Origin of the sequence: Streptomyces canus (assembly GCF_030816965.1) — a bacterium.
GTDB classification, from domain to species: Bacteria; Actinomycetota; Actinomycetes; order Streptomycetales; family Streptomycetaceae; genus Streptomyces; species Streptomyces canus_E.
In genome coordinates, this window is sequence record NZ_JAUSYQ010000002.1 from 6,750,141 (window position 1) to 6,770,001 (window position 19,861).

Sequence of the window (19,861 nt, forward strand, 5' to 3'; positions counted from 1 at the left end):
GTGGGGCTCTCCCTCGCTGGGCACGGGGCCTTGCGGAGGGCAGGAGGCAGCACACGAGCGCACACGGCGTCGCGTCCACCGGCCCATTCCACGAGGCCCGGACGTCAGGACACCCGGGCCGTATGGCTCGGGCGTGCTGTCGGCAGGTCCTCGGACTGACTCTCATGTGTGCTTATGCACGCATGAGTACACCGTTGCGGGACAGTTCCGGATTCACACCGGATTCCCCTGCGGCGACAGCGAGCATGAGCATACATCTTGTGCTGGGTTCTGGCGGCACCCCTATATGTTGTGTCGCGGCGGCTTCGGAGAGTGTTTATCACCAACAACCACCCCCTCAGAGGGCCCGCGTTCGGTGTTCGCTGGGCATGAGGGATGCGCTCGGCCCCGTCGCTCGATCGGGTGATCAATTGCGAACATGCAGATGCAACTCGTGTGCTTGTCTACGTTTGGTGCTTGTGAAGCTGGTGGTACAGGTCAAGCTGCTGCCGACGCCCGAGCAGGCGGCGGCACTCGAGGCGACCCTGCGCGCCTGCAACGAGGCCGCCACCTGGGTGAGCGAGGCGGCTTTCGAGCGCAGGGAGTTCAAAAATTCGCCCTGCGCAAACACGCCTACGACGCGGTCAAGTCCCGCTGGGGTCTGGGCGCGCAGGCCGCCCAGCACGTCATCAAGAAGGCGTGCGACGCGTACACCACGCTGAAGGCGAACCTGAAGGCCGGAAACCTTGGCAAGCCCGGCTCGAAGCGCTACCGCCGGGCCACCGAGAAGCCGATCTCCTTCCGTGCCCGGGGCGCGCAGCCCTATGACGACCGGATGCCGTCCTGGCAGATCCCGGACCGGACGGTGTCGATCTGGACCACCGGCGGGCGGGTCAAGAGCGTGGCGTTCACTGCCTCGGTCGAGCAGCTGGTCACCCTGGCCCTGTACCGCAGGGGCGAGTCCGACCTGCTGGAGCGGGACGGCATATGGTTCCTGAACGCCACCTGCGAAGTCCCCGAAGCGCCGCTGAACACGGAGCCGGTGGACTTCCTCGGCATCGACCTGGGCATCGTGAACATCGCCACCACGTCCGACGGCGAGATCATGGCCGGACGCGAGCGGACCCGCGTCCGCACCCGCGAGCGCGGGCTGCGCGCCAAGCTGCAACGCAAGAACACCCCGTCCGCCAGGCGCCGGCTGAAGAAGCGGCGGCGCAAGGAGGCGCGGCGGGCCAAGGACATCAACCACAAGATCGCGAAACATGTGGTGGCCGAGGCTGGGGGCACCTCCCACGCCCTTAAGGCAGTGGGGGAGCACCGGTCGCGGAATCGCCCTGGAAGACCTGACAGGCATCCGCGAGCGGGAACGGCTTCGCAAGCCTGGGGGTACCTCCCACGCCCATTAGGCAGTGGGGGAGGGCTACCCACTCCACCTGGTCGTTCGCCCAGCTGGGGGCGTTCATCTCGTACAAGGCCCGCAGGGCGGGGGTGCCGGTGGTGCACGTCGATCCGGCGTACACCTCGCGGACCTGCGCCGAGTGCGGACACATCGACAGGGCGAACCGGGTGAGTCAGGCCTGGTTCGCGTGCCGGAACTGCGGATTCGTTGATCACGCAGACCGGAACGGCTCCCGCAACATCCAGGCTCGCGCCCGGGAGTTGTGGCGACGCGGGGCCCAGTCAACGACCCCTGACCCACTCCGAACACCTCGGAGTGAGACTGGACGCAAACGCAGCACCACCGCCAGTGATGCCCGTTGTGCAAGCCCGGCGCGCTTTAGCGCCGGGTAGTTGACAGCGTCAACTCGTAGGTGAGAAGCGTGAAGTCGTCGCCGGGTATCGGGTTCCAGTCGCGCTCGGGAACGCGGGTGAAGCCGAGGCGTTCGTAGATGCGGTGGGCGGTGTGCATCGTGGGCTGGGTGCACAGGACGACGCCGGTGGCCACGCCGCTCGCGCGGTCGACGCAGGCCTGGACGAGGGCTTGTCCGATGCCTCTGCCCCGGGCCGCGTGCGCCACCGCGAGCATGCGGATCTCCGCCTCTCCGGGGCGGGCGAGGTCGGCCAGGGGGCCACCGGAGGGGACGAAGGTGACTCCGCCGAGGAGGTCGTCGTTCTCGGTGGCCACCAGGACGTCCGCGGCGGACGCCCTCTTGGCCACGTCCTTGAGTTCTTCGAGGTACCAGTCGCTCTCACCGAACAGGAGAAGGCCGTCCCGGAGGTAGGCCTGGGCGGTGATCTCACCGAGGGGTTCGTAGTCGGCGGGTACCGCGGGGCGGATCAGAATGTCCATGCGGGTGAGTGTGCCCGACGGGTACGGCAACGGGCCGCCGGACGAGAACTCCGACGGCCCGTGCACCAGGGTGACTAGTGGGTCGTACCCGCGGTCGCCGGCGGAAGCTCCACCTGGACCCCGGGGTCGCCCGCGTCCGCCGAGTAGTCCTCCGGGCTGGTCTCGTCCACGCCGTCGGGGACCTTCGCCGCCTTCAGGGCGAAGGTCAGGACCACCGTCACGACGACGTTGAGCACGAACGCCGTCAGGCCGATGTAGCCGATCTCGCCGATGCCCGGGATCTCCTTCGCCGAGCCGCCGAAGTGCTTCTGGGTCGGGGAGGCGACGCCGTACGCGGCGACTGTGCCGTAGATCATGCCGACCGCCCAGCCGGCGAGCAGGGCCCAGCGGTGGAACCAGCGGGTGAAGAGGCCGCCGACCAGGGCCGGGAAGGTCTGGAGGATCCAGATGCCGCCCAGGAGCTGGAAGTTGATGGCGACCGTCTTGTCCATCGTGAGGACGAAGACCAGCGCGCCCACCTTCACCAGCAGGGACACCAGCTTGGAGACCTTGGTCTCCTGCGCGGGCGTGGCGTCCGGCTTGATGAAGTCCTTGTAGATGTTGCGGGTGAACAGGTTCGCGGCCGCAATCGACATGATGGCCGCGGGCACGAGCGCGCCGATGCCGATCGCCGCGAAGGCCACGCCCGCGAACCAGTCCGGGAACATGTCCTCGAAGAGCTGCGGGATCGCCAACTGCGGGTTGGTGACCTTGACTCCGGCCGCGATCGCCATGAAGCCGAGCAGCGCGAGCAGGCCCAGCATCAGCGAGTACAGCGGCAGGATCGTGGTGTTGCGGCGGATCACCTCACGGCTGCGGGAGGAGAGCGTCGCGGTGATCGAGTGCGGGTACATGAAGAGCGCGAGGGCGGAGCCCAGCGCCAGCGTGGCGTACGTCCACTGGCCCGCCTCCAGCGGGACGAGGCCGCCGGCCTTGGCCGCCGTGTACTTCTCGCTCGCCGCGCCGAAGACGTCGTCGAAGCCGCCCAGCTTGATCGGGATGTAGATGATCGCCACCGCGATGACGATGTAGATCAGCGTGTCCTTCACGAACGCGATCATCGCGGGGGCCCGGAGCCCGGAGGAGTACGTGTAGGCCGCGAGGACACCGAACGCGATCAGCAGCGGCAGGTCCTTCACGAGCCAGTTCGTGTTCTCGCCGCCGCCGACGCCCATCACATCGAGGACCGCCTGGATACCGACCAGTTGGAGCGCGATGTACGGCATGGTCGCGAGGATGCCGGTGACTGCCACCGCCAGCGACAGGCCCTTGGAGCCGAAGCGGCCGCGCACGAAGTCCGAGGTCGTCACGTATCCGTGCTTGTGGGAGACCGACCACAGGCGGGGCAGGAACGTGAAGATCAGCGGGTACACCAGGATGGTGTACGGCACCGCGAAGAAGCCGGCCGCGCCCGCCGCGTAGATCGCCGCGGGGACCGCGACGAAGGTGTATGCCGTGTAGAGGTCGCCGCCGAGCAGGAACCAGGTGACCCAGGTGCCGAACGACCGACCGCCCAGACCCCATTCATCGAGGCTGTGCTCGTTCTCGGCCTTGCGCCAGCGCGCGGCCAGGAAGCCCATGACCGTGACGGCCAGGAAGAAGATGATGAAGACGGCGAGTGCCACGCCGTTGACGCCGTCGTTCACTTGGTACCTCCGTGGCGGGCACGCTGGTCACGCTGCCACAGCTTGTACGCGGTCATCGTCAGCGCGGTGGAGATCAGCACCCACAGCATCTGGTACCAGTAGAAGAACGGGATGCCGATGAACGTGGGGTCGACCTTGGCGTACGAGCCGACCCACAGCATCGCCACGAACGGGGCGACGAGGCAGAGGGCGATGACCACCCTTGCCGGTGTCACCACCGGCGGTCTCACTTCAGGTGCGTCCGACATTCCGCGACTCCGTCCCCTGGCTGATCACCTGTAACGCGCAGGCAATCTAGGTCACGGTGTCAGGTGAGCGGAAGACCTCGTCCGCATATCGGTATGTCGATTCTGTGAAGCATCAACAGCAGCATCAACAGCAGCGGAAGCCCTGGCGGGGATCTTCTTCCTGACGTTCCGCCCGCATCCGTTCGAACGCACGCCGTGTCGGCACCGGCGCCTGCGGGTGGTCCTGGCGCACATGCGCGACATAGCGGTCGTAGGCCGACTCGTCGGTCAGCTCACGGACGTACCAGCGTACGGCCCTAAACGCCCGTCGGAGTGACCGCATCCCGCGCCTCCTCCCTCTCCTCCCGGGTCGGGATCAGACCGGCCGGGGCCAGGATCTTCGACTCGACGTACGGCGCCTCGCTGAGTGTGGACAGCGCGGGACGGCGCAGGTGCCGGACGCAGACCCGCAGGGCGTCGGCGATCACCACCACGATCAGCAGGGCGAGGACGGCCGTGAGGACGCCGTCGACCGTGGAGTTGGTGACCACGGTGTGCATGTCGTCCATGCTCTTGGCGGGCGGCAGGACCTTGCCGTCGTCGATGGCGTCCTGGAACACGGACCGCTGCTTGAAGAAGCCGACCTTGGGGTCGCCGGAGAACACCTTCTGGAAGCTGGCCGTGAGCGTCACGGTCGCGTCCCAGACGAGCGGAATCCCGGTGATCCAGGCCCACTTGAGGCGCCCCGACTTCACCAGCAACGTGGTGCAGACGGCCAGCGCGACCGCGGCGAGCAGCTGGTTGGAGATGCCGAAGATCGGGAAGAGCTGGTTGATCCCGCCGAGCGGCTCATGGACGCCCACCCACAGGAAGTAGCCCCACAGCGCGCACACGATCGCGCTGGTCAGGACCAGTCCCGGCTTCCAGCTCATGTTCTTGAACGGCCGGTAGACGGTGCCCAGCATGTCCTGGAGCATGAACCGGCCCACGCGCGTCCCCGCGTCCAGTGCGGTCAGGATGAACAGTGCCTCGAACATGATCGCGAAGTGGTACCAGAAGGCGCGGAGGCTCCCGCCGGTGACCTTGGAGAAGATCTCCGAGACGCCGACGGCGAGGGTCGGGGCGCCGCCGGTGCGGGAGAGCAGGGTGGCCTCCTCGACGTTCTTCGCCGCCTGGGCGAGCTCGGCGGGGGAGATGGAGTAACCCCAACCGGTCACCACCTGCGAGGCGTTCTCGACGGTCGTGCCGATCGCACCGGGCGGCGCGTTCATCGCGAAGTACAGCCCCGGGTCGATGATGCTCGCCGCGACCAGGGCCATGATCGCGACCGACGACTCCATCAGCATGGAGCCGTAGCCGATCATCCGGACCTGCGTCTCCTTCTGGATCATCTTCGGCGTCGTACCGCTCGAGATCAGGGAGTGGAAGCCGCTCAGTGCTCCGCAGGCGATGGTGATGAAGACGAAGGGGAACAGAGAGCCCGCGAACACCGGACCGTCGCCGCGCGAGGCGAAGTCCGTCACCGGGTCCATCTTCAGCGTCGGCAGCGCGATGACGACACCGAGGGCGAGCAGGGCGATCGTGCCGATCTTCATGAAGGTGGAGAGGTAGTCGCGGGGCGCCAGGAGCATCCACACGGGCAGGATCGAGGCGATGAACCCGTACGCCACCAGCCAGACGACCAGCGTCGAGGGCGCGAGAGTGAAGGCGCCGGCCCACGAGGACTCGGCCACCCAGCGGCCCGCGACCAGCGCGAGCAGCAGCAGGCCCACGCCGATGAGGGAGACCTCGGCGACCCGGCCGGGGCGAAGTACCCGCAGACAGAAGCCCATCAGCAGGGCGATCGGGATCGTCATCGCGATGGAGAACGTGCCCCAGGGCGAGGCGGCCAGGGCGTTGACGATGACGAGGGCCAGTACGCCGAGCAGGATGATCATGATGGCGAAGGCGGCGATCAGCGCGGCCGCGCCACCGAAGGGGCCGATCTCCTCGCGGGCCATCTGCCCGAGTGAGCGTCCGTCCCTTCGGGTGGAGAAGAACAGCACCACCATGTCCTGCACCGCGCCCGCGAAGATGACCCCCGCGATGATCCAGACCGTGCCGGGGAGATAGCCCATCTGCGCGGCCAGGACCGGGCCGACGAGCGGTCCGGCGCCCGCGATGGCGGCGAAGTGATGTCCCAGCAGAACACGGCGGTCGGTGGGGTGGAAGTCGATGCCGTTGTTGAGGCGTTCGGCCGGGGTGGCCCTGGTGGCGTCGACCTTCAGGACCTTGTACGCGATGAACTTCGAGTAGAAGCGGTAGCCGATCGCGTACGACCCGAGGGCGGCCGCGACCATCCAGGCGGCGGAGACGTCCTCACCCCGGGCGAGCGCGAGCACGGACCAGCCGGCGGCGCCGACGAGGGCGACGAGGGTCCAGATGACGATGGTTCGGACGTTCGCGGTACGCACGAGGCGGTCCTCCCGTCCAGACGGAGTCGGAAGGACCGTAGAGCAGGATGTGCGGTTGCGCTACACCGCGTGCGGCACCGGAAAGGACTACCGAAAGGGACTACCGGAAAGGACTACTCGACAGGCCTCTTGAGGCGGGCCACGAACTTGTACCGGTCGCCCCGGTACACCGACCGCACCCACTCCACCGGCTCGCCCGTCCTGTCGGACGAGTGGCGGGACAGCATCAGCATCGGCAGGCCCACGTCGGTGCCGAGCAGGCCCGCCTCGCGGGGGGTGGCCAGGGAGGTCTCGATGGTCTCCTCGGCCTCGGCGAGGTGGACGTCGTAGACCTCGGCGAGCGCCGTGTAGAGGGACGTGTACTTGACCAGTGACCTGCGCAGGGCCGGGAAGCGTTTGGCGGAGAGGTGGGTCGTCTCGATGGCCATCGGCTCGGCGTTGGCCATGCGCAGGCGCTCGATGCGCAGCACCCGGCCCCCGGCGGTGATGTCGAGGAGCTCGGCGAGACGGTCGTCGGCGGTGATGTAGCCGATGTCGAGCAGCTGCGAGGTGGGTTCGAGACCCTGGGCGCGCATGTCCTCGGTGTAGGAGGTGAGTTGCAGCGCCTGCGAGACCTTCGGCTTGGCCACGAAGGTGCCCTTGCCCTGGATGCGCTCGAGCCGGCCCTCGACCACCAGCTCCTGGAGGGCCTGGCGCACGGTGGTGCGGGAGGTGTCGAACTCGGCGGCCAGCGTGCGCTCGGGCGGTACCGGGGTGCCGGGCGACTGGGTCTCCGTCATGTCGAGCAGGTGCTTCTTCAGGCGGTAGTACTTGGGCACGCGCGCGGTACGGACGCCTGCCCCGCCCTCGGTCTCCGCACTGCTGACGTCGCTGCTCATGGTCTGCCTTCCCGGCTCCGGATGCGGATCACATCGTGATCCCTTCTGTATACCGTCGCCGTCTCTTTTGGTCTAGTCCACCGAGGTGAGTGGTCTAGCGGACGACAGTACTCCGGTGCCGCTGTTTTCGCTGGCTTCTTTACTAATGGTTCCTGCATATGTAGCTCGCATAACGGCTGGTCAGAGCCATTTGGCGGGCTCTTGACAGGCTTCGTGGTCTGGTCCAAGCTCCCCCTACTGGTCTACACCATTGGTCCAGGTCCCGGCCTGTGGGCGGGAGGTGTGGGCATCCCTGAGGAGGGTGGCGTGAAGCGCAAGCTGGCAGCCGCGATCGGTATCGCGGGCATGGTGGTCTCCGTCGCGGCATGTGGGAACAGCGACAGCGGAAGTTCGGACAACAGCGGCGCGGACGCCAAGGAGCTGACCGTCTGGCTCACCGTCGACGCTCAGAACAACTGGCCCGAGCTGGTGAAGGCCGCGGACGCCGCGGTCCAGAAGAAGCACCCCGGCATCAAGATCAACCACGAGTACTACGGCTGGCCGGACAAGAACACCAAGCTCGACGCGGTCCTCGCCACCGACAAGGCCCCCGACGTGGTCGAGATGGGCAACACCGAGATGCTGGGCTACATGGTCAAGGGCGCCTTCGCACCCCTGGACCCATCGAAGTTCACCAACTCGTCCGCCTGGCTCGACGGTCTCAAGGCCTCGGTGTCCTACGACGGCAAGACCTACGGCGTCCCCTACTACGCGGGCGGCCGCGTCGGCAACTGGCGCAAGGACGTCTTCGCCTCGGTCGGCGTCAAGTCCACGCCCAAGACCTACGCGGAGCTCACCGCCGCCCTGGACAAGGCCCAGAAGAAGGAGGGCGACAAGTTCTCCGCCTGGTACCAGCCCACCCGTGACTGGTACGCGGCCATGTCCTTCGTCTACGACGCCGGCGGCTCCATCGCCAAGGAGGACGGCGGCCAGTGGAAGGCCAGCCTCTCCTCGCCCGAGTCGGTCAAGGGCCTGACCGAGTTCAAGAACGTCGTCGACAAGTACATGCACGGCGACAAGACCAAGGACGAGAACGACCGTTACATCGTCTACGGCCAGGGCAAGTCCGGCATGATCTTCGGCGCGGCCTGGGAGGGCGCGACCTCCGCCGACCCGAAGAACGACAAGACCGGCAAGCTCAAGGACAACCTCGAGAACTTCGTGATGCCGGGTCCCTCCGGCAAGAACATGCCCGTCTTCCTGGGCGGTTCGGACCTCGCCGTCCCGGTGAAGTCGAAGGCGCAGGCCGTCGCCGCCGAGTGGATCAACGCCTTCACGGGTCCCTCCGGCCAGAAGGGCCTGATGGCCAAGGGCAACCTGCCCAACAACAAGACCGACCTCGCCACCCTGAAGAACGACCCGGCGACCGCGGTCCCGGCCACCGCGGCCGAGTCCAACTGGTTCGTCCCGATGGCACCGGGCTGGGGCCAGGTCGAGAAGGCCCAGATCCTTCAGACCATGCTGCAGAACATCGGCACCGGCAAGAAGTCGGTCGAGGCCGCCGCGAAGGAAGCGGACGCCGCGATCGACAAGGTCATCAACACCAAGTGACCGCAGGCAGGGCCCCGTTGAGAACAGCGGGGCCCTGCCTCTCGTACGACGTGAAGGACCGCTGAGGAGCACGCGATGAGTGCCGCAGACACGACCACCCCCACCGAGGTGCCGCCGCCGATGTCGGTACCACCGCCGTCCAGGCCGGTTCTGCCGCGCAGAAAGCGGACCTTCAACGCCACCCCCTGGCTCCTGCTCGCCCCCTGTCTGCTGATCCTGGTGCTGGTCCTCGGCTATCCGCTGGTCCGCCTGGTCACGCTGTCCTTCCAGAAGTTCGGACAGTCCCAGCTGTGGGGTTTCCTGCCCGCTGACTGGATCGGATTCGACAACTTCACGGGCGTCCTCGACGACGGTGAGTTCTGGGCGGTCGTCGTCCGGACCGTCGTCTTCGCGGCCGGGTGCGTCATCTTCACGATGGTCGCCGGCATGCTGATCGCGCTGCTGCTCCAGCAGGTCTCCGGCTGGGTGAAGACCCTCGTCAACATCGTGCTGGTGGCCAGCTGGGGCATGCCGATCGTCGTCGCCACCACGGTCTTCAAGTGGCTGTTCGACGCGGACTACGGCATCCTCAACGCGCTGCTGAGCAAGCTGCCCGGGGTCGAGATGATCGGCCACAACTGGTTCGCGAGCGGTCCCCAGGGCCTGGCCGTGATCATGCTGCTCGTGGTCTGGGGTGCGGTGCCCTTCGTCGTCATCACCCTGAGCGCCGGGCTCACCCAGGTCCCGGCCGAGCTGGAGGAGGCGGCCCGGCTGGACGGCGCGGGCGCGTGGGGCATCTTCCGGCACGTCACCCTGCCGATCCTCAAGCCGCTCATCGTGATGCTCACGACCCTCTCGGTCATCTGGGACATGGGCGTCTTCCCGCAGGTGTTCGTCATGCGCAACGGCCACCCGGAGCCGGAGTTCCAGATCCTGACGACGTACTCGTACGACCGCGCCTTCGTGGTCAACGACTACGGGCAGGGCTCGGCGATCGCCCTCATCACCGTGCTCCTGCTGCTCGGGGTCGTCGCCGTCTACATGCGCCAGATGCTGAAGATCGGAGAGGTCGAATGAGCACGCTTGCTCCTGGGGCCCGCCGGAAGTCGAAGGCCGGCTGGAACCTCCTCGGCCTCCTCGTCTTCGTCACCGCCGGCTTCCCCGTCTACTGGATGCTGAACACGGCGTTCAAACCGGCGAAGGACGCCATCGACCCGGACCCGAGCCTGCTGCCGACGGGCTTGACGCTGGGCAACTTCAGCCGCGCACTGGACATCGCCGACTTCTGGGGCCCGGTCGGCCGCAGCCTCATCGTCTCCCTGTCGGTCGTGGCGATCGGCGTCGTGGTCGGCACCCTGGCCGCCCTCGCCATCTCCCGCTTCGCCTTCCGCGGCCGCAGGGTCGTGATCGTGGGCATCCTCGCGGTCCAGATGGTCCCCCTGGTCGCGATGATCATCCCGGTCTTCCTGCTCCTCAACGACCTCGACCAGTACGACAAGTTGTCGGGCCTGATCATCACGTACCTGACCTTCATCCTCCCCTTCACGGTGTGGACGCTGCGCGGCTTCATCGTCAACATCCCGAAGGAACTGGAGGAGGCGGCGATGGTCGACGGCTGCTCGCCCACGGGCGCCTTCCTGCGGGTGGTCTTCCCGCTGCTGGCCCCCGGCATGGTCGCCACCTCGGTCTACGCCTTCGTCCAGGCCTGGAACGAGTACCTCTACGCCCTCATGCTGCTCAGCCAGAAGAACCAGACCGCGACGGTCTGGCTCGGCAACTTCACCACCAAACACGGCACGGAATACGCCCCCATGATGGCCGGTTCCACCATGATGGCCGTGCCGATCGTGGTCCTCTTCCTCCTCGTCCAGCGCAAGATGGCCGCGGGCCTCACCGCGGGCGCCGTGAAGGGATAACGCCCCCCGATGACGACATTCGCCAGCGGCACAGACACGCTGACCCGCGACGCGCTGACCGTCCTGCAGCCCGGCTTCACCGGCACCGCCGCCCCCGACTGGCTGCTGCGCCGCCTCGGTGAGGGCCTCGCCTCGGTCGGCCTGTTCGGCCGCAACATCGCCTCGCCGGAACAACTGACCGCCCTGACGGCCCAGTTGCGCGCCGAACGCGACGACGTCCTGGTGGCCATCGATGAGGAGGGCGGTGACGTCACCCGCCTGGAGGTGCGCACCGGCTCGTCCTTCCCCGGCAATCACGCCCTCGGCGCGGTGGACGACGTGGAACTGACGCGAGAGGTGGCCGCGGAACTGGGCCGCCGTCTCGCGGCCTGCGGGGTCAACCTCAACTGGGCCCCCTCGGCCGACGTGAACTCGAACCCGTCCAACCCGGTGATCGGCGTCCGCTCCTTCGGCGCCTCCTCGAAACTGGTCGCCCGGCACACCGCCGCCTACGTCACCGGCCTCCAGTCGGCCGGCGTGGCGGCGTGCACCAAACACTTCCCGGGTCACGGCGACACGGCGGTCGACTCCCACCACGCGCTCCCACGCATCGACGTGGACACCTCTGTCCTGGGCTCGCGTGAACTCTCCCCGTTCCGCGCGGCCATCGCCGCCGGAACCCGCGCGGTGATGACCGCCCACATTCTGGTCCCGGCCCTGGACCCGGACCGTCCGGCCACGTTGTCCGGCCAGGTGCTGACCGACCTGCTCCGCGGCGAACTCGGCTACACCGGCCTCATCGTCACCGACGGCATGGAGATGCAGGCCATCGCCGGCACCTACGGCATCGAGCGTGGCAGCGTCCTGGCCATCGCCGCCGGCGCCGACGCGATCTGCGTGGGCGGCGGCCTGGCCGACGACGAGACGGTACGGCGCCTGCGCGACGCCCTGGTCTCGGCGGTGCGCTCGGGCGAACTCCCCGAGGAGCGGCTCGCGCAAGCGGCGGAACGCGTCCGCACGCTGGCCCACTGGACGGCGGCCGGCGCGGCCGATGCGCAGCTGCCGGCCGACGAGGAGGTAGGACTGCGCGCGGCCCGAAGGGCGTTGCGCATCACCGGCGCAGACGGCTTCACCTCCCTCGCCACGGCGCCTTACGTCGCCGCCTTCACCCCGGTGGCCAATGTGGCCGTCGGCGACGAAACGCCCTGGGGCGTCGCCGCCGAACTCGCCCGTCTGATCCCGGGCACGCAAACGGGCAGCTTCGCCGGCGAGGACGCGGGCCTCGCCACCCTGGCCGCGGCCGGCCCCCGCCGCATCGTGGCCGTGGTGCGCGACGAACACCGCCACGCCTGGATGGGAGCGGCCCTGGACACCGTCCTCAGAACCCCGCCCCGACACGATCGTGATCGAAATGGGCCTCCCTCAGGCCCCCGCCCGAGGATCCCTGCACATCGCGACCCACGGCGCCGCCCGGGTCTGCGGCAGAGCGGCGGCGGAGATCATCGCGGGGGTGTAGGGCTGTAGTAGGGCTGTACGGCGCAAAGGTGCCGGTCCCATGAAGGGACCGGCACCTTTGCGCCACCGCGACCGACAACACCCGGCAGACGAGAACCGCCCTAAATCCCCTGCCAGTCGGGCTTGTTGACAAAGGTGTGCCGGAAGTAGTCCGCCAGCTTCAGCTTGGAAGCGGCACCCTCGTCGACCACAACCGTCGCATGCGGATGCAGCTGAAGCGCCGACGCAGGACACACGGCGGCGACCGGACCCTCCACAGTCGCCGCAACCGCATCGGCCTTCCCCTCACCCGTGGCGAGCAGCACCAGATGCCGAGCCTCCAGGATGGTCCCGATGCCCTGGGTGATGACGTGATGCGGGACCTGGTCGATGTCCCCGTCGAAGAACCGCGCGTTGTCCACCCGGGTCTGCTCCGTCAACGTCTTGATCCGAGTCCGCGAGGCCAGCGAGGAACACGGCTCGTTGAAACCGATGTGCCCGTCCGTCCCGATCCCGAGCAACTGCAGATCCACACCCCCGGCATCGGCCAGCGCCGAGTCATAGGCCTCACAGGCACCGGGGATGTCCTCCGCCGTCCCGTCCGGCCCCATGAACGAGGACATCGGCACCCCCAGCGGTTCCAGCACCTCGCGCCGCAGCACCGAACGGTAGGACTCCGGATGCTCGGCCGGCAGCCCCACGTACTCGTCGAGCTGGGCTATCCGCGCCCGCGAGGCGTCCACGGCACCGGACCGCACCTTGGCCGCCAGCGCCTCGTAGATGGGCAGCGGGGTCGAGCCGGTGGCCACGCCGAGGAGGGCGTCGGGCTTGCGCCGGAGCAGCTGGGCCATGGCCCCGGCGATGAGCTCGCCACCCGCCTTGGCGTCCGGAACGATGACAACTTCCACGCTGGGCCTGCCGATCTGAGGAAACGGTCTGATCTGGAGTGACGGTCTGATCTGGAGAAACGGTGTGAACCGAGAGGGCTCTACCGAACCCGGTGCAGCCCATGTGGTTTAGACCAATCTAACAGAATCGGGTTCCCCGGCCCAGGTCCACGAAAGCCATCACCGCGCCACATCCCGGACAGGCCCCATGTCCACGCGGTGGAGCGGGAGGGGGGTGGAATAGAGGCCATGGCCACCGTGAGTGTTGTGCCCGTATCTGGTCACTGCGGACATCACGAACGGTTTTGGGTGACCTGGTCGCCCCCGTACTCCGCCGGATCGGGTGCCCTTGGGCGCGTCGCCCCATCGCGACGTGCCGGGTCGTGCCAGGTGTGGAGATGGTGGTGGGGGCGTCTTGCGTCGTGCCGGGCGGGGCGAAGGTGACGGGGACGCCCTGGGTCGTGGGGACGTTCTGTGCCTTGCTGGGCGGGGAGTGGTGGCGACGACTTTCTGGGCCTGACGTGCGGGACGATGACGGTTACGGAGATCCCCCTCCTGGGCCCTGCCGGGCAGGGTGATGGTTACGGAGACGTCCCGTGCCCTGCCGGGCGCCTCACGGCATCGAACCCCCCGTCGCATCCACCCAGCTCCCGGTCACCCAGCGCCCGTCGTCCGACGCCAGGAACGCCACCACGTCCGCGACGTCAGCCGGTGTCCCCACCTGTCCCAGCGCCGAATATGCCTCCGCCTGCGCCCAGCCGCCCTCGGTGCCGTGCAGGAACCCGGCAGTGTTGTCGGTGTCGATCAGGCCCGGTGCCACCGAGTTCACCCTGATGCCCCGGGCGCCCAGGACCTTGGACAGATCCCGGGAGAAAACGTCCAGTGCGCCCTTCGTCATGGCGTAGGCCATGTTGTGCGGCATGGCGGCGGTGCGGGCGAGTCCAGAGGAGATGTTGATGACCCGGCCGCCGTCCCGCAGTCGTATCGCAGCCTGTTTGACCAGGAAGAACGGTGCCTTCACATTGACCGCGAAGAGCCGGTCGTACTCCCCTTCGTCGATCTCCTCGATGGGGCGTGAGGCGCCGATTCCCGCGTTGTTCACGAGGATGTCCAGCCCGTCCGCGTGCCGGTCGAACTCCTCCCAGAGGGCCTCGACGGCTCCCGGTGTCTCCAGCTCGGCCCCGATCGTGAAGGCGGAGCCGCCGGCCGCCTCGATCGCGGCCACCGTCACCTTCGCCGCCGCCTCACTCCTGCCGTAGTGCACCGCCACCCGCGCGCCGTCCCGTCCGAGGCGCTCGGCGATGCCCCGCCCGATGCCCCTGCTCGCTCCCGTCACCAGCGCTGTCCTGCCCGTGAGCACGCCCATGCCGACGCCCCTTTCACATTTTTCTATCGGTCGCTACAGAAAAACCGTACAGGGCACCTCGGTCCTTTATCTAGTACCCGCTATACAATTCACTCCATGGTGAGCAGCGACGAGACGGAAGCGCAGGTCAAGACCGCAGCCGGGACATCGAGACTCCGCGGTCGACCGCGGTCCTTCGATCGGGCGACGGCTCTGGAGAAGGCGATCCTGGCGTTCTGGGAGCACGGCTACGAGGCCACGTCCGTCTCCGACCTCACCCGCGTCATGGGTATCGGCGCCCCCAGCCTCTACGCGGCCTTCGGTGACAAGCGATCGCTGTTCGAGGAGGTCGTGCAGGAGTACGGAGCGCGGTACGGCTCCTTCGGTGACCGGGCTCTCGCCGAGGAGCCCACCGTCCGGGCCGCGATGGAGCGGATGCTGCGCGAGGCCGCGGTCGAGTACACGGCTCCCGGCCGCCCGCACGGCTGCCTGGTCATCCATGCCGCCACCAACTGCTCCAGCCCGGAGGTCGAGGAGTCGCTGCGGGTGCGGCGCAACGCCAACATCGCCGCCTTCGAGAGCCGTATAAGGGCGGGGATCGCCGCGGGGGAGCTGTCCGCCGACACCGATGCCACCGCGCTCGCCCGGCACGTCGGGGCGGTGATCCAGGGCATGTCGCAACAGGCGCGCGACGGAGCGAGCCGGGAGGAGTTGGAGGCGGTCGCGGAAATTGCCATGACTATCTGGCCCCGCACATGAACCCACACGGGTTAGGCTGCGTGGTGGTTGTTAGGGCGTCCGACTAGTTGACTCCCGTGAGGGAAAGCTCCAACAACAAACAGGCTCCAACGCATGGACACACCTAGTGGTCTAGTCCACAATTGAACGTGTGACTTCCGTCTTCCCCGCACAGGAAGGCGGACCGAGGAACCGGAGCTCTCTGCCCTGACTGCCCCGGGTCCTCATCCTCGGCCGACCGGGACCGCACACCCCACGGCCGATATTGCTCCGGGCTGCGGTGCCGGGAAGGTTGAGGGTCCTTCCCAGGCGCCGCGGCCCGCGGGTGTTCTCGGGCCAGGTGTTTTTAGGTCACTCACATACCCCCAGGTACGCTCGCACCTGTGCCCTCCATGAACGAACTGGTCCGCCAGCACACCGCCCTCGACGACTCCGACCTCGAGTGGCTGCATCTGCTGGTCTCGGAGTGGCAGTTGCTCTCCGACCTCTCCTTCGCCGACCTCGTTCTGTGGGTCCCCACCCGCGACGGCACCCGCTATGTCTCCGTCGCCCAGATGCGGCCCAACACCGGCCCCACCTCCTACCAGGACGACATGGTCGGCCACCTCGTCCCGCGCGGCCGCCGCCCCCTGCTGGACGCGGCGCTCGACGAGGGCCGGATCGTGCGCGAGGGCGACCCTGAGTGGCGCGAGGAGGTCCCCGTCCGTGTCGAGTCGATTCCGGTACGACGGGAGGGCCGCGTCCTCGGTGTCATCGCGCGCAACACCAACCTGCTCACCGTGCGCACCCCGAGCCGTCTCGAACTGACCTATCTGCAGAGCGCGTCGGACCTGGCGCAGATGATCGCGGCCGGCTCCTTCCCGTTCCCCAACCAGCAGATGGACATGGACGCCGCCCCCCGCGTCGGCGACGGGCTGATCAGGCTGGACGCGGACGGCATCGTCCAGTACGCCTCCCCGAACGCCCTGTCCGCGTACCACCGCATGGGCCTCGCCTCCGACCTCGTCGGCCAGCACCTGGGCAGGACCACCGCCGAACTCGCCCCGACCCGGGGCCCGGTGGACGAGGCGCTCGCCAAAGTGGCCAGCGGCTGGGCACCCCGCGAGTTCGAGATCGAGGCGCACGACGGGGTCATCCAGTTCCGGGCGATCCCCCTCAAGCCCAAGGGCACGCGCATCGGTTCACTGGTCCTGCTACGGGACGTGACCGAACTGCGCCGCCGCGAGCGCGAGTTGATCACCAAGGACGCGACCATCCGGGAGATCCACCACCGGGTGAAGAACAACCTCCAGACGGTGGCGGCCCTGCTCCGCCTCCAGGCCCGGCGCATCGAGTCCGACCGCGGCCGGGAGGCCCTCGAAGAGGCGGTACGGCGGGTCGGCTCCATCGCGATCGTGCACGAGACGCTGTCTCAGAACCTGGACGAGCGCGTGGAGTTCGACGAGATCGCCGACCGGGTGCTCGCGATGGTCGCCGAGATCTCCCCGGGCAAGGTCACCGGCCGGCGCAGCGGACGCTTCGGCATCCTGGACGCCGAGGTCGCCACCCCCCTGTCGATGGTCCTGACGGAAATCCTGCAGAACGCCCTGGAGCACGGGTTCCGCGAGGGCGAGACCGGCACGGTCGAGGTCTCGGCCGTCCGCGGCGGTACCACCAAGGAGGCCCGCCTCCTCGTGACCGTCCAGGACGACGGCGTCGGTCTGCCCGAGGGCTTCGACCCGCACACCGGGGGCAATCTGGGCCTGCAGATCGTACGGACGCTGGTGGAGGGCGAGTTGGGCGGTACGTTCGACATGGTCCCGGCACCGGAAGGCGGCACCCGAGTGATCCTGGACGTACCGGTGCTGGCGCACAAGTAGATCCGCGCACGGGCCGGGGCACCGGCACAGCAAAAAGCCCCGGACCGTTCAGGGGTCCGGGGCTCAAATGCTCGTTGCCAGCGTTTGCTGCGCATCGGGGGTACTGCGCGCTGCGGCTCGGGGGCGGGAGAAGCGTACGCGGTGTACGCGCCGCCAAGCTCAGGCTGTGCGGGGTGGGTATGTCAGGCGGAGGCCTGACGGGCCCGGTTGCGGGCGGCACGGCGCTTCATGGCGCGACGCTCGTCCTCGCTGAGACCACCCCAGACGCCGGAGTCCTGACCGGACTCGAGCGCCCACTGCAGACACTGATCCATAACGGGGCAGCGACGGCAGACGGCCTTGGCTTCCTCGATCTGCAACAGCGCAGGACCGGTGTTGCCGATGGGGAAGAAGAGCTCGGGGTCTTCCTCGCGGCAAACGGCGTTGTGACGCCAGTCCATGGCTGCTACCTCTCCTTGGTATTACATGCAAGTTGCTTGTGAATGTGAACGCTTTCACGAATCCCTCAACAAGTGAAGGGCCGTCCGCCCAGTCTTCCCCGGCGTGGTCCTGTGGATTGAAGAGGGGTTCCGGTGGCCTGTGGACGCTGATGTTGCGGGCTGTCCCGACCGCCACGTAGAGACTCGCAAACCTCAGCGGCGGATACAACCCCTTCCGGAAAGTTTTTTTTGATTCCTCGGTGTCGACTAGGTCACAGCCGTACTTCCATGGGGTGGACCCTGGTCTAAACGTTCGAGTGAAAGGACTTTAGCCCCTTCTGCTCACACAATCACACGCAGTGCACGGCGTACGCCTGTGAACGTCACGCTCGTACGCAGTCCGAGGTGGTCGCCGTCCATCTGGAGGGGCAGGGGCACCTTCGAATGCAAGGTGAACTGGTCCAGGTCGTGCAGGGACACGGCGTGCTTGCCATGGGGGCCGCGTTCGGGGGACGAAGTGAGCAACTGGGTGCCATATCGGGTGATCGCGGTCGTCGTCATACGGCTGAGACCGAGTACGTCGAGGCCTTTATCGAACGAGGCCTTAGGTGACGCGTACATCGGGTGATTGCCGAGGAAGGTCCACGGAGAGGTGTTCGAGACTATGGAAAGGACCAGATCGGTCACCGGCTCGGCATCCGGACGCTCCACGGTGATCGTCCCGTGGCGGCGGTGCGCCTCGCCGAAGAACTGGCGCAGTGCCTGGCGGACGTAGAGAGCATGGGTGGATTTCCTGCCGCGCTCACGCTGCTGCTCGACCCGCCCGACCACACCGGCGTCGAAGCCGAGCCCCGCGTTGAACGTGAACCAGCGTCCCGGGACGGCCTCGTCCTCGGTGCCCGGTGTACCGGAGGTCAGACCCAGGCCGACCGTACGCTCGCTGCTCTCGCGCAGGGCGTCCAGGAGGGCGCCGGTGGCCTCGACGGCGTCGTTGGGCAGGCCGAGAGCGCGGGCGAAGACGTTGGTGGAGCCGCCGGGGACCACGGCGAGGCCGGGGAGGTGCTCGGGGGCGGGGCCGGCGTGCAGGAGGCCGTTGACGACCTCGTTGACCGTGCCGTCGCCGCCCAGGGCCACGACCAGGTCGATGTCCTTGCTCTCCGCCGCCTGCCGGCCCAGGTCGCGCGCGTGGCCGCGGTACTCGGTGGTGACCGCTTCCAGTTTCATCTCGCTCGCGAGCGCGTGGATCAGGACATCGCGCGTACGTGCGCTTGTGGTGGTTGCCGCCGGATTGACCACGAGAAGTGCACGCATGGGTTGCAGCGTACCTACTGGGTGGTACCGGGCACAGGCCGAGGTAGGGATCACGTAAGGCTTCGGCGCGTGAACCTTGCCACGGCGGCGTGAGGCAACCTGAGTGCGGCCGTGTGCGTTGCCCGCTCCTCACCCGTGAGGCTTCGGGGGCGAGGGCTACCCTTCAGGGGTGAGCAGCGAGCAGACCCCCGCCATCCCCGAGACCGCCGGTCCGCGCCCGCGGCGCCTGACGTATGCCGCCGCCCTGGCCGCGCTGGAAGGGCTCGCGCTCGTCGTGGGAGGCGCCTGGATGCTCGTGGAGGGCCTCGCCGGTGACCCGGACGACCGGCAGTCGGCCGTCACCGGTGGCGTCACGCTGATCGTCCTCGCACTGCTGCCGCTCCTCGCCGCGCGCGGACTGCTGGCTCGGCGCAGTTGGAGCCGGGGTCCGGCCGTCATCACCCAGATCATGGCCCTGCCCGTCGCCTACAACCTCCTCCAGGCCGACAGCGTGGCGATCCCGGCGGGCATCGCCCTCGCGGTCGTCGCGGTGACCGCGCTGATCCTCCTGATCAACCCGGCGACGACCCAGGCCCTCGGCATCAGGGGCCCGGGACGGGCACCCGACGGCAAGCAGTAGCGGTAGGGGGCGGGCGGGGTGCGTCGCCCGGAGGGCGAGCCGCGGCTGTCGGCTCTGAGTGCCGACAGCGCTGCGGGCCGAGGCGGCGGGCAGCGGCCGTAGGGCTCACGGCGGCTGCCTGGTCGGGTCGAGCCGTTGCAGCCGCTTCCGAGTGCCGGCGTCGGATCGATCCGTGGCCGAGGTAGCGGGCGATCGTCCAGGAACCCAGGTGCG

16 protein-coding genes, 2 pseudogenes and 1 riboswitch are annotated in these 19,861 nt (G+C 68.1%); of the genes and pseudogenes, 8 read left to right on the forward strand and 10 right to left on the reverse strand.

Annotated features, from left to right (window positions below):
- Positions 1-124 precede the first annotated feature (124 nt).
- Positions 125-253, reverse strand: a riboswitch (cobalamin riboswitch).
- Positions 254-458: 205 nt separating this feature from the next.
- Positions 459-1,770: pseudogene (locus QF027_RS32135) on the forward strand (RNA-guided endonuclease InsQ/TnpB family protein).
- On the opposite strand, the gene QF027_RS32140 reads toward QF027_RS32135, so the two are convergent.
- The 6 genes from QF027_RS32140 to QF027_RS32165 form a co-directional block, all read right to left on the reverse strand.
- Positions 1,757-2,269, reverse strand: a complete 513-nt coding sequence (locus QF027_RS32140; RefSeq protein ID WP_306976523.1) for a GNAT family N-acetyltransferase — start codon at positions 2,267-2,269, stop codon at positions 1,757-1,759. The pseudogene QF027_RS32135 and the gene QF027_RS32140 overlap by 14 nt on opposite strands.
- A 74-nt stretch (positions 2,270-2,343) precedes the next feature.
- A complete protein-coding gene (mctP, locus tag QF027_RS32145; RefSeq protein ID WP_307078600.1) occupies positions 2,344-3,954 on the reverse strand; it encodes a monocarboxylate uptake permease MctP in 1,611 nt (536 codons plus the stop codon).
- On the reverse strand, positions 3,951-4,202 hold the full coding sequence (locus tag QF027_RS32150) for a DUF3311 domain-containing protein (RefSeq protein ID WP_079141343.1): 252 nt from the start codon (positions 4,200-4,202) through the stop codon (positions 3,951-3,953). The genes mctP and QF027_RS32150 overlap by 4 nt, the downstream gene beginning before the upstream one ends.
- Positions 4,203-4,326: 124 nt before the next feature.
- Positions 4,327-4,524, reverse strand: coding sequence for a YbdD/YjiX family protein (locus tag QF027_RS32155; protein WP_306976518.1), 198 nt, complete (start codon positions 4,522-4,524; stop codon positions 4,327-4,329).
- Positions 4,499-6,634 carry a carbon starvation CstA family protein gene (locus QF027_RS32160; protein WP_307078602.1) on the reverse strand — a complete coding sequence of 712 codons (2,136 nt, stop codon included), beginning with the start codon at positions 6,632-6,634 and terminating at the stop codon, positions 4,499-4,501. Before QF027_RS32160 ends, QF027_RS32155 begins: the two co-directional genes overlap by 26 nt.
- Positions 6,635-6,747: 113 nt before the next feature.
- On the reverse strand, positions 6,748-7,512 hold the full coding sequence (locus QF027_RS32165) for a GntR family transcriptional regulator (protein ID WP_306976514.1): 765 nt from the start codon (positions 7,510-7,512) through the stop codon (positions 6,748-6,750).
- Between the two features lie 306 nt (positions 7,513-7,818).
- On the opposite strand from QF027_RS32165, the gene QF027_RS32170 reads away from it, so the two are divergent.
- The 4 genes and pseudogenes from QF027_RS32170 (at position 7,819) to QF027_RS32185 (ending at position 12,492) form a co-directional block, all read left to right on the forward strand.
- A complete protein-coding gene (locus tag QF027_RS32170) occupies positions 7,819-9,102 on the forward strand; it encodes an extracellular solute-binding protein (protein WP_307078604.1) in 1,284 nt (427 codons plus the stop codon).
- A 75-nt stretch (positions 9,103-9,177) separates the two neighbouring features.
- Complete coding sequence (locus QF027_RS32175) at positions 9,178-10,158, forward strand: carbohydrate ABC transporter permease (protein ID WP_307078605.1); 981 nt, start codon at positions 9,178-9,180, stop codon at positions 10,156-10,158.
- Positions 10,155-10,997, forward strand: a complete 843-nt coding sequence (locus QF027_RS32180; protein WP_307078607.1) for a carbohydrate ABC transporter permease — start codon at positions 10,155-10,157, stop codon at positions 10,995-10,997. The genes QF027_RS32175 and QF027_RS32180 overlap by 4 nt, the downstream gene beginning before the upstream one ends.
- A 9-nt stretch (positions 10,998-11,006) precedes the next feature.
- Positions 11,007-12,492, forward strand: a pseudogene (locus QF027_RS32185) (glycoside hydrolase family 3 protein).
- A 100-nt stretch (positions 12,493-12,592) separates the two neighbouring features.
- Here QF027_RS32185 and nagB read toward each other — a convergent pair.
- On the reverse strand, positions 12,593-13,378 hold the full coding sequence (gene nagB, locus QF027_RS32190; protein ID WP_306976504.1) for a glucosamine-6-phosphate deaminase: 786 nt from the start codon (positions 13,376-13,378) through the stop codon (positions 12,593-12,595).
- Positions 13,379-13,970: 592 nt separating this feature from the next.
- Positions 13,971-14,723, reverse strand: a complete 753-nt coding sequence (locus QF027_RS32195; protein WP_306976502.1) for an SDR family oxidoreductase — start codon at positions 14,721-14,723, stop codon at positions 13,971-13,973.
- A gap of 96 nt (positions 14,724-14,819) precedes the next feature.
- Between QF027_RS32195 and QF027_RS32200 the strand changes: the two genes are divergently transcribed.
- Complete coding sequence (locus QF027_RS32200) at positions 14,820-15,461, forward strand: TetR/AcrR family transcriptional regulator (protein WP_306976500.1); 642 nt, start codon at positions 14,820-14,822, stop codon at positions 15,459-15,461.
- Between the two features lie 362 nt (positions 15,462-15,823).
- A complete protein-coding gene (locus QF027_RS32205; RefSeq protein WP_208612928.1) occupies positions 15,824-17,299 on the forward strand; it encodes a sensor histidine kinase in 1,476 nt (491 codons plus the stop codon).
- A 182-nt stretch (positions 17,300-17,481) separates the two neighbouring features.
- Here QF027_RS32205 and QF027_RS32210 read toward each other — a convergent pair whose 3' ends face one another.
- Complete coding sequence (locus tag QF027_RS32210) at positions 17,482-17,739, reverse strand: WhiB family transcriptional regulator (protein WP_006142322.1); 258 nt, start codon at positions 17,737-17,739, stop codon at positions 17,482-17,484.
- Positions 17,740-18,060: 321 nt separating this feature from the next.
- Positions 18,061-19,029, reverse strand: coding sequence for a diacylglycerol/lipid kinase family protein (locus QF027_RS32215; RefSeq protein WP_306976487.1), 969 nt, complete (start codon positions 19,027-19,029; stop codon positions 18,061-18,063).
- A gap of 169 nt (positions 19,030-19,198) precedes the next feature.
- Here QF027_RS32215 and QF027_RS32220 point away from each other — a divergent pair, with 169 nt between their 5' ends.
- Positions 19,199-19,648, forward strand: coding sequence for a hypothetical protein (locus tag QF027_RS32220; protein WP_307078609.1), 450 nt, complete (start codon positions 19,199-19,201; stop codon positions 19,646-19,648).
- Positions 19,649-19,861: the final 213 nt, after the last annotated feature.

Coding starts and splice junctions, on each gene's coding strand:
- QF027_RS32140 (WP_306976523.1), bottom strand. CDS start 2,269: ATGGACATTCTGATCCGCCCCGCGGTACCCGCCGACTACGAACCCCTC.
- QF027_RS32150 (WP_079141343.1), bottom strand. CDS start 4,202: ATGTCGGACGCACCTGAAGTGAGACCGCCGGTGGTGACACCGGCAAGG.
- QF027_RS32155 (WP_306976518.1), bottom strand. CDS start 4,524: ATGCGGTCACTCCGACGGGCGTTTAGGGCCGTACGCTGGTACGTCCGT.
- QF027_RS32165 (WP_306976514.1), bottom strand. CDS start 7,512: ATGAGCAGCGACGTCAGCAGTGCGGAGACCGAGGGCGGGGCAGGCGTC.
- QF027_RS32175 (WP_307078605.1), top strand. CDS start 9,178: ATGAGTGCCGCAGACACGACCACCCCCACCGAGGTGCCGCCGCCGATG.
- QF027_RS32180 (WP_307078607.1), top strand. CDS start 10,155: ATGAGCACGCTTGCTCCTGGGGCCCGCCGGAAGTCGAAGGCCGGCTGG.
- QF027_RS32195 (WP_306976502.1), bottom strand. CDS start 14,723: ATGGGCGTGCTCACGGGCAGGACAGCGCTGGTGACGGGAGCGAGCAGG.
- QF027_RS32200 (WP_306976500.1), top strand. CDS start 14,820: ATGGTGAGCAGCGACGAGACGGAAGCGCAGGTCAAGACCGCAGCCGGG.
- QF027_RS32210 (WP_006142322.1), bottom strand. CDS start 17,739: ATGGACTGGCGTCACAACGCCGTTTGCCGCGAGGAAGACCCCGAGCTC.
- QF027_RS32215 (WP_306976487.1), bottom strand. CDS start 19,029: ATGCGTGCACTTCTCGTGGTCAATCCGGCGGCAACCACCACAAGCGCA.